Source organism: Achromobacter sp. CF-sbj1-Ac2-l (assembly GCF_052698165.1).
In genome coordinates this window covers 1031838-1046816 of the sequence record NZ_CP199855.1, presented here as the reverse complement: position 1 = coordinate 1046816, position 14979 = coordinate 1031838, and the positions used below count along the sequence as shown (strand labels likewise).

The following is a 14979-nucleotide window of genomic DNA, read 5'->3' as shown; positions in this document are numbered from 1 at the left end:
AGCGAGCAAGCCAGCACCACCTCGACGCCCCACCCCTCAGACGCTGCAACGGGCCGCCCGCGCGGCCCCGTTGCAGCTGCCCCGCAAGACCCTCTCCCCCCACGACGGTGCCGGCAAACACGCCAAGCACACCAGTCGCCCCAGCACCCGTCATGAGCCGCTGACGCAAGTCTGTCGCGGCGGGCGGCGGGGTGTGCGGGGCGTGTAGATGCGCCCAAGGGAATCCGTAGATACCGTCTTGGCCGTCAAGTAGAAAAAGCGTAGTCAGGTCTGTAAGGCTGCCGCGTCTTGAGCACACCGAAGCACAGATGTACCACCTTGCGCATGCAAGCACCCAGCGCCGACATCTTGGTCTTGCCCGCCGCCAGCAGCCGTTGATATAACGCCCGCACATGGGGGTTGTGTTTGGAAGCAACAACGCCGGCCATATACACCTTGGCCCGTACATCAGCGGGACCTGCCTTGGACATGCGGCTGCGCCCGCGTAGCGACGTGCCCGACTGTCTCCGCACCGGCACCAGGCCTAGATATGCCGCCAGATCCTCGGCGCACTTGAACTGGTGCATGCGCATCGCTCGCAGCATGGTTCTGGCCACCTTCGGGCCGACCCCGGGGATGGAGGACAACAGCTTGGTGTCGTCCTTCAGGTCAGGGTGCCGGTCGATGTGGTCATCGATGGCCTTCTCCAGGCGAGCGATCTCCTTGTCATAGAAGCTCAGGGTGTCACTGATCGAACGCTCCACCAGCTCCGAGGCCGAACTGGCCTCGATCTTCTCTTGGCGGTTCATCGTGCGCAGCCGATCCTTGGACAGCGCGTCCAGCTGGGTAATCAAGGCGCGTAGCTCGCGCACATGTGCCGGCGGGGGCTGCCAAGCACCAGGCCTCATCGCCACGCCATAACGAGCCAACACCAGGCTATCGAGTGCATCTGTCTTGGAGCGCATCGCCATTGCCCGACTGAAGTCGTGCACGCTGGCCGGGTTGGCGATCGACACCGCGATGCCGCCGTCATGCAGCGTCGTGGCGGCCTGCTCGTGATACGGGCCCGTGGCTTCCAGCACGGCATGGGCCTGGTCGGCTCCCACCCCGTGCTTGGCGCACCATCGAACCAGTTCGTGCACTCCGTCCCGACTATTAGGCACAACCTTGCTCTTGCGCTTGTCGTTCTCTGGATCCAGCAACAACGTGCAGTCCAGCTTCAGCTTGGAGACATCAATACCCAGATAGATCATCGTTCATACCCCCTCATACAAGAAAGTATGCCAACTGCGCCCACTTACCTTGTGCATGCAGGGTCAATCAGCCCTAGGCTACCGTCCAGTGTCCGCGATGGCGTCAGAGGTGAGAGACAGGGGTTTGGTCTACGGAACAGGGTTAAGTCCCTCGGGAGCCAAAGAAACTCACCTGCCTCTCATGGAATGGTAGCTAACCATCCCAGGGATCAAGATACAAGGGAGCCGAAGGCGGACGAGGTTGAGCACGGGGAAGTCCGGAGCGAAGGCTCCGGACCGCAATCGTAGCCCCGCACACCCCGCCGACCGCCGCGACAGACGCCTCAAGAACCCAAACAACCCGCAGGACTAAGACAGCAAAAGATCACCCCGCAATCCGCCCCTCCTCCACCGCATGGCAAGCCACCACCGCCCCCCCCGCCATCCGCCCCACCGGCGCCTCCCCCCTGCACCGCTCATTCGCATGCGGACACCGAGGATGAAACGTGCACCCCGACGGCGGATTCAACGGATTCGGCACTTCCCCCGCCACTGCAGTGCGCGGCTTGCCGGCCCCATCGATATCCGGAATCGCCGCCAGCAGCATCCGCGTATATGGATGCCGCGGCCGCGCGAACAGCTCATCGCGCGGCGCCACCTCCACCATCCGCCCCAGGTACATCACCCCGACCCGATCGGCCACGTGATGCACCACCGCCAGATTGTGCGAGATGAACAGATAGGTCAGCCCCAGCTCGCGCTGCAGGTCCTTCATCAGGTTCAGCACCTGCGCCTGCACCGACACATCCAGCGCCGAGGTCGGCTCGTCGCACACCAGGAACTCCGGATTCACCGCCAGCGCCCGCGCGATCGAAATCCGCTGGCGCTGCCCACCCGAGAACTGGTGCGGATAGCGGCCCTGGTCGGCCGGATCCAGCCCCACCTGACGGAGCAGCTCGCCGACTCGCGCCGTGCGCTCGGCCGGCGTCATCTTCGTGTGCGTCAGCATCGGCTCGGCGATGATACGGCCGACGCGCCAGCGCGGATTCAGGCTCGCGTACGGATCCTGGAAAATCATCTGCAGCCGCTTGCGCAGCTCGCGCCCGCCCGGCTCCGCCATGCGCGACAGCGGCTGGCCGTCGAAACGGATATCGCCGCGCGTCAGCCCATACAGCCCCACCAGCATGCGCGCCACCGTCGACTTGCCGCAGCCCGACTCGCCCACCAGCGCCAGGGTCTCGCCGCGATTGATCTCGAACGACACGCCATCGACCGCGCGCAGCATCACCCGCGGCTTGCCCGCCAGCTTGCGCTCCAGCCAGGGCGGCGACACATCGAACCAGCGCGCCGCGTCCTTCACCTGCACCAACGGCGTGCTCATGGCGTCACCTCGACTTCGCTTTCATGCAACCAACAGGCCGCTCGGGACGTGCCCGCCGGCATCAATTCAGGCCGATCCTGGCCGCAACGCGGCAGGCGCCGCCCGCAACGCGGATTGAAGGCACAGCCCGGAGGAATCGCGTTCAGCCGCGGCATGCTGCCGTCGATCTGCACCAGCCGCTCGGCATGTCCTTGCAGCGACGGGATCGATCCCATCAGCCCCATCGTGTACGGATGGCGCGGCTGGTGGATGACGTCGCGCACGGGGCCGATCTCGGCCACGCGTCCCGCGTACATCACCGCCACCCGGTCCGCCGTTTCCGCGATCACGCCCATGTCGTGCGTGATCAGCATCACCGCCGTGCCCTGCTCGCGGCACAGGCGCTTGAGCAGCTCGATGATCTGCGCCTGGATCGACACGTCCAGCGCCGTGGTCGGCTCGTCCGCCACCACCAGCTTGGGCTCGGCCGCCAGCGCCAGCGCGATCACCACGCGCTGGCGCATGCCGCCCGAGAACTGGTGCGGGTAGTGATCGATGCGCTCGCGCGCCGCCGGGATGCCGGTGGCCGCCAGCAGCTCGACCGCGCGGTTGCGCGCCTGCGACCAGCTCATGTCCAGATGCGTCACGATGGTCTCGGCCAGTTGCCGGCCCACCGTGTACAGCGGATTCAGGGAGGTCAGCGGGTCCTGGAACACCGCGCCGATCTCGCGGCCGCGCACGCGGCGCATCTGCTCGTCGGGCAGGTTGTCGATGCGCCGGCCCGCCAGCAGGATCTCGCCGCCGGCGATGCGGCCAGGCGGTTCCAGCAGGCCGATGATGGACGCGCCGGTCAGCGACTTGCCGGCGCCCGATTCCCCCACCACGCCCAGGACTTCGCCCGCCTGGATCGAAAAGGACACGTCGTCCAGGGCCAGCAGCGTGCCGCGACGCGTGGGGAACTCCACGCGCAGGTTGCGGACTTCAAGTAATGCGCTCATAGGTATTTCTCAAATTCGTGTTCCACGTACAGCGCCCCCGAGGCCGATGAAATGCCGACGGGGCCATCGGGATGCCGCGGAGCCGGCTTCGCCGGTCCGCCAGCATGCCCCCTTGAGGGGGAAGCGCGCAGCGCTTCGGGGGTGGGCCATCACCCTAAGCGCGGGTTGAGTGCGTCGCGCAGCCAGTCGCCCAGCAGGTTGACCGACAACACCAGCAGCACCAGCGCCGCGCCCGGGAAGATGGTGATCCACCATTCGCCGGAAAACAGGAAATCGTTGCCGATGCGGATCAGCGTGCCCAGCGACGGCGCCGTCGGCGGCACCCCCACTCCCAGGAACGACAGCGTCGCCTCGGTGATGATGGCGGTCGCCAGGTGCACGGTGGCCAGCACCAGCACCGGCCCCAGCACGTTGGGCAGCACGTGGCGGAACATGATCACGGGCGAGGCCACGCCGATCACGCGCGCCGCCTGCACGTATTCGCGGTTCTTCTCCACCAGGGTCGAGCCGCGCACCGTGCGCGCGTACTGCGGCCAGCCGGCCAGCGCGATGGCGCCGATCAGCACCGGGAACGCGATGATCTCGTGCAGCTCGCGCGGCACCGCGGCGCGCGCCACGCCGTCGATCAGCAGCGCGATCAGGATCGCCGGGAACGACAACTGCACGTCGGCGATGCGCATGATGAAGGCATCGATGCGCCCGCCCGCGTAGCCCGAGATCAGCCCCAGCACGATGCCGATCAGCATCGACAGCAGCACCGAAGCCAGGCCGATCAGCAGCGACACGCGGGTGCCGTACAGGATCGCCGAATACAGGTCGCGGCCCTGGCTGTCGGTGCCCAGCAGATAGGTCGACTGGCCGTTGGGCGACCAGGCCGGCGGCAGCAGCGCGTCCAGCAGCTCGACCTTGGTCAGGTCGAACGGATTGTGCGGCGCCACCCAGCCGGCCCCGAAAGAGCCGATCAGCAGGGCCGCCAGCAGCACGGTGGCGACGATGGCCACGGGCGCCCGGCGCCAGGCCCAGGCAATGTCGCTGTCCCACCAGCGTTTCAGAACGGCACGCATCAGTGGCCACCTCCGCCGCGGGTCAGCCCGGAGCGCAGGCGCGGGTCCACGACAAAATACAGAAGATCGACGATCAGGTTGATCACCACGAACACCAGCGCGATCAGGCACAGGTACGCGGCCATCACCGGCACGTCGGCGAATTGCACCGCCTGGATGAACAGCAGCCCCATGCCGGGCCACTGGAACACCGTCTCGGTCACGATGGCAAAAGCAATGATGCCGCCCAGCTGCAGGCCGGTGATGGTGATGACGGGCACCATGGTGTTCTTGAGCGCGTGGCCGAAATGGATGGCGCGCCGCTTCAGGCCGCGGGCGCGCGCGAACTTGATGTAGTCCGAACGCAGCACCTCCAGCATTTCGGAGCGCACCAGCCGCAGCACCAGCGTCATCTGGAACAGCGACAGCGTGATCGACGGCAGGATCAGGTGCTTCCAGCCATTGGCGGTGAACAGGCCGGAGGTCCACCAGCCCAGCGCCACGGTATCGCCGCGGCCATAGCTGGGCAGCCAGCCCAGTTGCACCGAGAACACCAGGATCAGCAGGATGCCGATCAGGAAGGTCGGCAACGACACGCCCAGCAGCGAGCCGGCCAGCAGAAGCTGCGACAGCAGGCTGTTGCGCTTGAGCGCGGTGTAGACGCCCAGCGGCACGCCCACCACCAGCGCCAGCAGGGCCGCCACCAGGGACAGCTCCAGCGTGGCCGGCAGGCGCGACTTGAGCAGGCTCGAAACGGGTTCGCTCTGGCGCAGCGAAATGCCGAAATTGCCCTGCGCGGCGTTGGCCACGAAATGGCCGAACTGGACGATGGCGGGCTCGTTCAGCCCCAGGCGCTCACGCAGCTCGATGCGCTCGGCATCGGTGGCGTCCTGCCCCAGCATGATGGTGACAGGGTCGCCGACGTATTGAAAAAGTACGAAGGCCAGCAGCGCGACGGTGAGCATCACCGCTACGGCCTGCAACAGGCGACGCAGTATGAAAGCAAACATAGGCGGGAAAGGCAAAACGGCGAAGCCCCGCGGGGCTTCGCTGTCTGGTTAGCCGGAAGGGCGGGGTCAGTCGACCTTGACCCAGTCGGCAACGAGGCGGTTGTCCGCGCGGTGGATCACCGACACGTTCTTGCGCATGGCCCAGGGAATGACCTGGTCATGCAGCGGGATGTGGCCGAATTCCTGGGCGTGGACTTCCAGCACCTTGCGGATGTCGGCGTCGCGCTTGGCCGCGTCGGTTTCGGTCTTGATGCGGTCGATGATCGCATCCAGGTCCTTGTTGCTGTAGTTGCCCAGGTTGTACATGCCGTCCGCGCCCTCGCCCTTGGTGCGGATCAGGTTCTGCAGCGTGTACATGGCGTCGAACGTCGGCACGCCCCAGCCGAACAGGTAGGCGCTGGTGTCGGAGTTCTGCACCTTGGGGAAGTAGGTCGAACGCGGCATCGCGTTCATGGTCGCCTTCACGCCCACCTTGGCCCACATGCCGACCACCGCCTGGCAGATGGCCTCGTCGTTGATGTAGCGGTTGTTGGGACAGTCGAGCGTGAAGTTCAGCGTGCCGTCATAGCCGGCGTCCTTGAGCAGCGCGCGGGCCTTCTCGGGATCGTAGGGCACGCGCTTGTGCAGCGACTCGGCCCAGCCGTGGACCTGCGGCGCGATCATGGTGCCGGTGGGCGCCGACAGGCCGCGCATCACCGCGCGCTTGATGGCGTCGACGTCGATGGCGCGGTACAGCGCCTCGCGCACGCGGATGTCCTGGAACGGGTTCTTGCCCTTGATGTTGGAATACTGCAGCTCGGGACGCTTCTGGTCCAGGCCCAGATAGATGGTGCGGTATTCGTTGCCCTCGACCACCTTGGCCGACTGGCGCAGGCGGTCCAGATCCTGAGCGGCCGGATCGAGCACGAAGTCGATCTCGCCGGACAGCAGCGCCGCGGTGCGCGTGGCGTTCTGCTTGATCGGCGTGAACACCACTTCGGTCACGTTGCCGACCTTGCCGGCCTTGTTCCACCAGTCCTTGTTCTCTTCGAACACGGTGCGCACATCGACTTCGCGCGACTTCAGCTTGTACGGGCCGGTGCCGTTGGTGTTGCGCGCGCCGAAGGTCTCTTCCTTGTTGACGAAGTCCTGCGGCTTGGCGATGTTGTTCTTCTCCGACCAGGCCTTGTTCATGATGAACACGTTGGGCAACTGGCGCAGCAGCACCGGGTTGGGCGCGGTGGTCTCGATCTCGACCGTCAGGTCGTCGATCTTGCGCGCTTCCTTGATGCCGGTGGTGTACGCCTTGTAGTTCGAGGTGGGCGCCATGGCGCGATGCACCGAGAACACCACGTCGTCGGCCGTGAAGGCGGCGCCATCGTGGAACTTGACGCCGGGGCGCAGCTTGAAGCGGTACAGCGTGGGCGAAACCTGCTCCCACTCGGTCGCCAGGCGCGGCACCACCTTGAAGTCCTTGTCGTAGTCCACCAGCGGTTCATAGACATAGCTGTTGGCGGCAATCGTCATGCCTTCGTTCTGCGAGTGCGGATCGAAGGTGAGGATGTCGCCCTGGGCGGCCCAACGGAAGGTCTTGGCCTGCCCGATCGAGGGCACGGCCACGGCGGCGGCGATCGCGATGGCAATCAAAGTGCGGCGCATAGGTTCAACTCCTGACTGTAGTCTGAATACCGGCGCGATATTGCCTAGCCCCAAGACCCGCGTCAATTAAGGGTTTATGCGTACCGGAGGGGGTTTTCAGAGGGAGAACATATTTAGGGACGTATAAAAATATGACAAAAAAATCGCTGGCCCTGTATATAAACAGCGTTCGGTCGGGCCACCCCATCCCGACACCCCAGACCGGGGGCTCGTTTGCCGCCCTGCCCGCGCGCCGCCCTATTCGTCGGCGTCCAGCGGCAGGTCTAGCGGCACGTGCTCGGCCATCAGGCGGCGCAGCATGTCAATCAGCAGGACCGCCTGATCCTCGCCGAACGGCGCCAGCACCGCCTTCTGGTGCTGCATGGCCTGCTCGCATAGCGCGGCGATCAGATGGCGGCCCTTGGTGGTGATGACCACGCGCGTCTGGCGGCGGTCGGCGCGCACTTCGGTGCGCGTCACCAGCCCTTCGGTTTCCATGCGCTGCACCACCTTGCTCAAGGTCGGTTGCTTGGTGATGGCCAGCACCGCCAGGTCGCCGATGGTTTCGCCAGCGCTGCCTTCCAGGCTGGCGAGCACCCGCCATTCGGTCACCGACAGGCCGGCCGCTTTCACCTGCTGATGAAACTCCGCCGAGATGCGCTGGCTGGCCTGCGCCAGCAGATAGGCCAGGTAGTCATCGACGAACCGCGCACCGCCGTCCTGGGTACCGCCGCCGTGCTTGTCCGACCGCATGTTGTTCCGCTCCCACGCATCAATATTGAATAGGCGACCCGAGGCCGGCAGGCGCATTGCACCACGTTGGCGCGCGCCTGCGCCATGACACGGCGCAATGCTGTTGCGCAGCACAGGGTATACCCCGAATCGCGACCCGTTTTTGCACCATCAAAGCGCGTTTTCACGAGCACTCGGATAGAGAACAACCAGTATATACACCCTTGTTTTCGCATGATATTTTTTTGATTCCATGAAATTTCATCTTTTTTGTTGACAGCTAAAACGTTGACTCCTAAAGTATTTTTCAGAGCAAAATTTCGTGACATGGGCGTGCTGCGCGGCAGCATGACTTCGGGACCCGGATGCCGGTCCGCGTGGAGGAGTTCGAGATGGCTGAAAGGTCTTTCAAGAAAGAAGTCCAGCAGTTGCGCATCGGCGCGGGCGAAGAATTCCGCGGCGAGGGGATTCTCGCGGTCACCAAGGCGCTGCTGCAATCCGGCGTGGGCTATGTCGCGGGCTACCAGGGCTCGCCCATCTCGCACCTGATGGACGTGCTGGCCGACGCCAACGACATCCTGCAGGAACTCGGCGTGCACTTCGAGGCCAGCGCCTCGGAAGCCACCGCCGCCGCCACGCTGGCCGCCTCGGTCATGTACCCGATCCGCGGCGCGGTCACCTGGAAATCCACCGTCGGCACCAACGTCGCCTCCGACGCGCTGGCCAACCTGGCATCGGGCGGCGTCACCGGCGGCTCGCTCATCATCGTCGGCGAAGACTACGGCGAAGGCTCGTCCATCATGCAGGAACGCTCGCACGCGTTCGCCATGAAGTCGCAGATCTGGCTGCTCGATCCGCGTCCCAACCTGGAAAGCATGGTCAAGGCGGTGGAAGACGGCTTCGCGTTGTCGGAGGCCAGCAAGACGCCGGTGATGCTGCAACTGCGCATCCGCGGCTGCCACGTGCACGGCCGCTTCATCGCCAAGGACAACCAGCGGCCGGCGTTCTCGCTGGCCCAGGCGCTGGAAAGCCCGGCGCGCGACACCAGCCGCATCGTGCTGCCGCCCGCGTCGTTCCTGCACGAGCAGGAAAAGATCAAGGAACGCTGGCCCGCCGCCATCCGCTATATCAAGGAACACAAGCTCAACGAGCACTTCGACGGCGACCAGGACGATATCGGCCTGATCCTGCAGGGCGGCCTGTACAACGGCGTGATCCGCGCCCTGCAACTGCTGGGCCTGGCGGACAACTTCGGCAACAGCCGCATCCCGCTGTATGTGATGAACGTGGCCTACCCCGTGATCGAGGACGAGGTCATCGACTTCTGCCGCGGCAAGCGCGCCGTGCTGCTGCTCGAGGAAGGCCAGCCCGATTATCTGGAGCAGGCCCTGCACGCGGTGCTGCGCAAGGCCGGCGTCGACACGCGCCTTGCCGGCAAGGACGTGCTGCCGATGGCGGGCGAATACACCACCCAGGTGATGCGCGACGGCCTGCGCGCCTTCCTCAAGCGCGAACGCCCCGAATCGCTGCAGACCCATCCGGCCGTGGCCGCCGACGCCGCCGCCGAAGCCACATTGCAGGTCACCGAGATCACGCGGCCCAAGCCCGCGCCGCGTCCGGCCGAACAGCCCATCACCTTCCACAAGCACGTCGCGGAACTGGCCGCTGTGGTGCCGCCGCGCCCGGCCGGCTTCTGTACCGGCTGTCCGGAGCGGCCGATCTTCTCGGCCCTGACGCTGGCGCAGGAAAAGCTGGGCCAGCACCATATTTCCTGCGACATCGGCTGCCACCTGTTCTCGATCCTGCCGCCGTTCAACCTGGGCGCGACCACCATGGGCTACGGCCTGGGCGCCTCCAGCGCCGCGGCCTTCAACGTGCCGGCGGCCAAGCGGCCCATCTCGATCATGGGCGACGGCGGCTTCTGGCACAACGGCCTGGCCTCGGGCATCGGCAACGCGGTGTTCAACAAGTACGACGGCGTCATCGTCATCGTCGACAACTTCTACGCCTCGGCCACCGGCGGGCAGGACATCCTGTCCTCGCGCGCCGAGAATCCGGACCGCTCCACCAACAATCCCATCGACCAGGCCGTGCGCGGCGTGGGCGTGAAGTGGGTGCGCACGCTGGACCGCACCTATGACGTGGCCAAGGTGCGCGCCACCATCGAGGAAGCGCTGACCACCGACATCAAGGGCCCCAAGGTCATCATCGCCCAGTCGGAATGCATGCTGAACAAGCAGCGCCGCATCAAGCCGCTGTTCAACCAGGCGGTCAAGGCCGGCAAGCGCGTGGTCAAGGAACGCTTCGGCGTCGACCCCGACGTCTGTACCGGCGACCATGCCTGTATCCGGCTGTCCGGCTGCCCGTCGCTGACGGTCAAGGACAGCGGCGATCCCCTCAAGGAAGATCCGGTCGCCCACGTCGAGAGCAGTTGCGTCGGCTGCGGCAACTGCGGCGAAGTGGCGCACGCCGCCGTGCTGTGCCCGTCGTTCTACCGCGCCGACATCGTCCACAACCCCAGCGGCCGCGACCGTTTCCTGGCGCGTGTGCGCCAGGGCGTGATCGGCTACCTGCAGCGCCGCCGCGAAGCGCGCCTGGCCAAATTCGCCCTGTGAGGACCCGCCCCATGAACCCGGTGGCATTGCAGCAAGGCACTCCCATCAAGATCGCCATCCTGGCCATGGGCGGCCAGGGTGGCGGCGTGCTGGCCGACTGGATCGTCGACATGGCCGAGCACGCCGGCTGGTGGGCCCAGACCACCTCGGTGCCGGGCGTGGCGCAGCGCACCGGCGCCACCATCTATTACCTGGAGCTGCTGCCCGAGTCCGACGTGGCCCGCGCCGGCCGTCCGCCCGCGCTGGCGCTGATGCCCACGCCGGGCGACGTCGATCTGGTGGTAGCGGCCGAACTGATGGAAGGCGGCCGCGCCATCCAGCGCGGGCTGGTGACGCCCGACCGCAGCGTGCTGATCGCCTCGTCGCACCGCAGCTACGCGGTCAGCGAGAAATCGGCGCCCGGCAACGGCATTGCCGATCCCAACAAGGTGCTGGAAGCCGGCCGCGCGGCGGCCCGCCGCTTCCTCTGCTTCGACCTGCAGGATCTGGCCGACCGCGCCGGCAGCGTCATCAGCGCCAGCCTGTTCGGCGCCGTCGCCGGCAGCGGCGCGCTGCCGTTCTCGCGCGACGACTTCGAGGCCACCGTGCGCCGCGCCGGCGTCGGCGTGGACGCCAGCCTGCGCGCCTTCGCGCTCGGCTTCGAGGCCGCCGACCAGGCGCCCGCGCAACCGGCCGCGATCGACCTGACCCGGCCACAGCCGGTCGTGCCCGAACGCGCCGCCAGCCCGGCGGCGCAGGCGCTGCTGGACCGCATCACGCGCGATTTCCCCGCCTGTGCGCAGCCGATGTTGACGGCCGGCGCGCGCCGCCAGATCGAGTTCCAGGACCTGGCCTATGCCGAGGACTACCTGGCCCGCATGGCCGCGATCCGCGAACTCGACGCGCGCCACGGCGGCGAATCGAAGCAATGGGCGCTGACCTGTGCCGCCGCGCGCTACCTGGCCACCGCCATGGCCTATGACGACGTGATCCGCGTGGCCGACCTGAAGACGCGCGGCAGCCGCTTCGAGCGCGTGCGCGCCGAAGTCGGCGCCAAGCCGGACCAACTGGTCTACACCACCGAATTCATGCATCCGCGGCTGGAGGAAATCTGCGGCACGCTGCCGGCCGGGCTGGGCCGCTGGCTCGAACGGTCGAAGGCCTTCGGCGGCTTCGTCGAACGCCGCCTGGGCAAGGGCCGCCGCATGCAGAGCGGCACGCTGGTCGGCTTCCTGATGCTGTACACGCTGGCCGGCATGCGGCGCTTCCGCCGCCGCACGCTGCGCCACCAGATCGAATCCGAGGGCCTGACCCAATGGCTCGACCTGATCGCCAGCCTGGCGCCGCGCGACTACGACCTGGCCGTCGAGACCGTCAACTGCCGCCGCCTGGTCAAGGGCTACAGCGACACCCACGCGCGCGGCGGCGGCAAGTACCGCCAATTGATCGCGGCCGCTGCCCAACTGGCGGGCCGGCCCGATGCCGCGGCTTCGCTGCGCGCCTTGCGCCAGGCTGCGCTGGCCGACGAGAAATGCGGCCCCATGGAACGCCAACTGGCCGAGAAACTGGCCGCCTGACATCGAGATAGAGACGAACGCCGTGCAAACCCTGAAACTCATCGTCCGTGAAGTCCGCCAGGAATCGCCGCTGATCCGCTCGCTGCGCCTGGCGCGCGAAGACGGCGGCGCCCTGCCCGCCTTCGGCCCCGGCGCCCACCTTAAGGTCAGCGTGCCGGGCCTGCGCGAACCGCGCTGCTACTCGCTGGTGCAACTGACGCCGGAAGCCGGCCGCTTCGCCGAACCCGTCGAATACCGCCTGGGCGTGCGGCTGGAAGAAGCCAGCGCGGGCGGCTCGCGCCACATGCATGGCCTGGCGGTGGGCGACACGCTCAGCGTCGAAGGGCCGAAGAACGATTTCCCGCTGCACGAGGGTCCGGCTGGCGACGAACCGGTGGTGCTGATCGCCGGCGGCATCGGCATCACGCCGGTGGCGTCGATGGCCGCGGCGCTCAAGTCCGCCGGCCGCGCCTTCGAACTGCACTACAGCGGCCGCAGCCGCGACCAACTGGCGTTCCTGCCGGAATTGCAGGCGCTGGCCGGCGACGCGCTGGTGCCGCATGCGGACGACGACGCTTCCTGCCGCTTCGACCTGAAGGCGCTGCTGGACGCCGCCAGCCCGCGCCAGCACCTGTACGTCTGCGGCCCCAAGGGCCTGATCGACGCCGTCATCCAGGAAGCGCGCGCCCGCCACTGGCCCGACGCCCACATCCATTTCGAGCTGTTCGCGACCGCCGCGCCGCAGGCCGGCGACCAGCCCTTCGAGGTCGAGCTGCGCCAGTCCGGCCGGGTGCTGACGATTCCCGCCGACAAGACCATCGTCGACGTCATGGAAGAAGAAGGCTGCGACCCGATGTACGACTGCAAGCGCGGCGAATGCGGCGTGTGCCAGGCTACCGTGCTGGAGGGCGAGCCGGACCACCGCGACTACTACCTGTCGGATACCGAGAAAGCCAGCGGCAAGATCATCCAGATCTGCATCTCGCGCGCCAAGTCGGCGCGCCTGGTGCTGGACCTGTAGGGCCGGGCGCGACAAGAGGAGACTCCCATGGCCAAATACCGCGACAACCCCGACGCCATCCGCGCCCTGCTGCGCGAGACCGAGGTGCACAAGGACCTGTTCATCGACGACGAACTGTTCGACCTGGAGATGGAACGGCTGTACGCCAACACCTGGGTCTACGTCGGCCACGACAGCCAGGTGCCCAACCCCGGCGACTACATCACCACCACCGTCGGCAACCAGCCGGTGGTGATGGTGCGCCACAGCGACCGTTCGGTGCGCGTGCTGCACAACCGCTGCCCGCACAAGGGCACCATGGTGGCGGGCGACGCCTGCGGCAACACCGGCAAGTTCTTCCGCTGCCCGTACCACGCCTGGACCTTCAAGACCGACGGCAGCCTGCTGTCGATCCCGCTGAAAAAAGGCTATGAGAACACCGGCCTGGAGCAGTGTGAGGCCAGCCAGGGCATGGCGGCGGTGAAAGACGTGCGCAACCATCGCGGGTTCGTGTTCTGCCGCCTGAACCCGAACGGCCAGTCGTTCGAAGACTTCTTCGGCGACGCGCTGTCGACGCTGGACAACATGGTCGACCGCTCGCCCGAGGGCCGGCTGGAAGTGGCCGGCGGCGTGCTGCGCTACATGCACCGCTGCAACTGGAAGATGCTGGTCGACAACCAGACCGACACCTGCCATCCGATGGTGGCGCACGAGTCGTCGGCCGGCACCGCGGTCAAGGTCTGGGAACAGGCCCCGGCCGGCACGCCCAAGCCGATGGCGGTGGAACTGTTCGCGCCATTCATCTCGCCCTACGAGTTCTTCGAGAACATGGGCATCCGCGTCTGGGAAAACGGCCACGGACACACCGGCGTGTCCGATTCGATCCACGCCGCCTATTCGGGCATTCCGGGTTACTGGGAGTCGATGGTCGCCGCCTATGGCGAGGAACGCGCCCGCCAGATCCTGGGCGACGTGCGCCACAACACCGTGTACTTCCCCAACATCATGGTCAAGGGCCCGATCCAGACCCTGCGCGTGTTCAAGCCGATCGCCGCCGACCGCACCCTGGTGGAGTCGTGGACCTTCCGCCTGGTCGGCGCGCCCGACCTGCTGCTGGAACGCACTCTCATGTACAACCGCCTGATCAACGCGCCCACCTCGGTGGTCGGCCACGACGACCTGGAGATGTACGAGCGCGCGCAGGATGGCCTGCAATCGCGCGCCCGCGACTGGGTCAACGTCGGCCGCCTGTACGACCCCGCCGAAATCGGCCAGAAGAACGTCACCACCAACGGCACCAACGAATGGCAGATGCGCAACCAATACCGCGCATGGGGCCGCTACATGACGGAGCAGGCATGAGCTTGAGCGACCGCGACCTGATCGATTTCGTCTACGCCGAGGCGCGCCTGCTCGACGAGTTGCGCTTCGAGGACTGGCTGGATCTGTACACCGAGGACGGCCACTACTGGATGCCGCTGGCCCACGGCCAGACCGACGCCCGCCTGCACGCCTCGCTCATGTACGAGGACAAGCTGCTGCTGCGCGTGCGGGTCGAGCGCCTGGCCGGCCAGCGCACCTTCTCGCAGCAGCCCAAGAGCCGTTGCCATCATCTGCTGCAGGCGCCCACGGTCGAACACGACCATCCCGATTCGGCGCCGGACCAGGGCCGCCACGTGGTGCGCACCGCCTTCCATTACGTCGAGACGCGGCAGGACGCGCAGACGCTGTACGCCGGCTGGGCCACGCATCACCTGGTCGAGCAGGACGGCGCGCTGCGTATCCGCCTCAAGCGCGTCGACCTGGTGAACTGCGACGCCGCGTTCGGCAACATCCAATTGTTCATGTAGGAGCGGCT

General features: G+C 66.7%; 12 protein-coding genes. 5 read left to right on the top strand and 7 right to left on the bottom strand.

Going from position 1 to position 14979, the window contains the following annotated elements; all coding sequences use genetic code 11:
• Window positions 1–245 precede the first annotated feature (245 nt).
• From ACUDCK_RS04795 to ACUDCK_RS04765, 7 genes are all read right to left on the bottom strand, one after another.
• Window positions 246–1232, bottom strand: a complete 987-nt coding sequence (locus ACUDCK_RS04795) for an IS110 family transposase (protein WP_445659291.1) — start codon at window positions 1230–1232, stop codon at window positions 246–248.
• A 364-nt stretch (window positions 1233–1596) separates the two neighbouring features.
• Window positions 1597–2592: an ABC transporter ATP-binding protein gene (locus tag ACUDCK_RS04790; protein ID WP_054501791.1), complete on the bottom strand. Its 996-nt coding sequence runs from the start codon at window positions 2590–2592 to the stop codon at window positions 1597–1599.
• Window positions 2589–3569, bottom strand: a complete 981-nt coding sequence (locus ACUDCK_RS04785) for an ABC transporter ATP-binding protein (RefSeq protein WP_054416502.1) — start codon at window positions 3567–3569, stop codon at window positions 2589–2591. Before ACUDCK_RS04785 ends, ACUDCK_RS04790 begins: the two co-directional genes overlap by 4 nt.
• Before the next feature lie 149 nt (window positions 3570–3718).
• Window positions 3719–4633 carry an ABC transporter permease gene (locus ACUDCK_RS04780; RefSeq protein WP_054501792.1) on the bottom strand — a complete coding sequence of 305 codons (915 nt, stop codon included), beginning with the start codon at window positions 4631–4633 and terminating at the stop codon, window positions 3719–3721.
• The gene (locus ACUDCK_RS04775; protein ID WP_006388963.1) at window positions 4633–5622 is read right to left on the bottom strand and encodes an ABC transporter permease; all 990 of its coding nucleotides are present in this window, start codon (window positions 5620–5622) and stop codon (window positions 4633–4635) included. Before ACUDCK_RS04775 ends, ACUDCK_RS04780 begins: the two co-directional genes overlap by 1 nt.
• Before the next feature lie 66 nt (window positions 5623–5688).
• Entirely contained in the window at window positions 5689–7260 is a 1572-nt protein-coding gene (locus tag ACUDCK_RS04770) for an ABC transporter substrate-binding protein (RefSeq protein ID WP_049071609.1), read from the bottom strand.
• Window positions 7261–7497: 237 nt separating this feature from the next.
• On the bottom strand, window positions 7498–7992 hold the full coding sequence (locus ACUDCK_RS04765; RefSeq protein ID WP_054501795.1) for a MarR family winged helix-turn-helix transcriptional regulator: 495 nt from the start codon (window positions 7990–7992) through the stop codon (window positions 7498–7500).
• 371 nt (window positions 7993–8363) lie between these two features.
• Here ACUDCK_RS04765 and ACUDCK_RS04760 point away from each other — a divergent pair, with 371 nt between their 5' ends.
• From ACUDCK_RS04760 to ACUDCK_RS04740, 5 genes are read left to right on the top strand one after another with little or no spacing between them, the layout of a single operon-like run.
• Complete coding sequence (locus tag ACUDCK_RS04760) at window positions 8364–10586, top strand: indolepyruvate ferredoxin oxidoreductase subunit alpha (RefSeq protein WP_175168348.1); 2223 nt, start codon at window positions 8364–8366, stop codon at window positions 10584–10586.
• An 11-nt stretch (window positions 10587–10597) separates the two neighbouring features.
• Window positions 10598–12142: an indolepyruvate oxidoreductase subunit beta family protein gene (locus tag ACUDCK_RS04755; protein ID WP_054501796.1), complete on the top strand. Its 1545-nt coding sequence runs from the start codon at window positions 10598–10600 to the stop codon at window positions 12140–12142.
• A gap of 22 nt (window positions 12143–12164) precedes the next feature.
• On the top strand, window positions 12165–13142 hold the full coding sequence (locus tag ACUDCK_RS04750) for a PDR/VanB family oxidoreductase (protein ID WP_175168347.1): 978 nt from the start codon (window positions 12165–12167) through the stop codon (window positions 13140–13142).
• A gap of 27 nt (window positions 13143–13169) precedes the next feature.
• Complete coding sequence (locus tag ACUDCK_RS04745; protein ID WP_054416497.1) at window positions 13170–14483, top strand: aromatic ring-hydroxylating dioxygenase subunit alpha; 1314 nt, start codon at window positions 13170–13172, stop codon at window positions 14481–14483.
• Window positions 14480–14971: an aromatic-ring-hydroxylating dioxygenase subunit beta gene (locus tag ACUDCK_RS04740; RefSeq protein WP_049071602.1), complete on the top strand. Its 492-nt coding sequence runs from the start codon at window positions 14480–14482 to the stop codon at window positions 14969–14971. Before ACUDCK_RS04745 ends, ACUDCK_RS04740 begins: the two co-directional genes overlap by 4 nt.
• The last annotated feature ends 8 nt before the right edge of the window (window positions 14972–14979 follow it).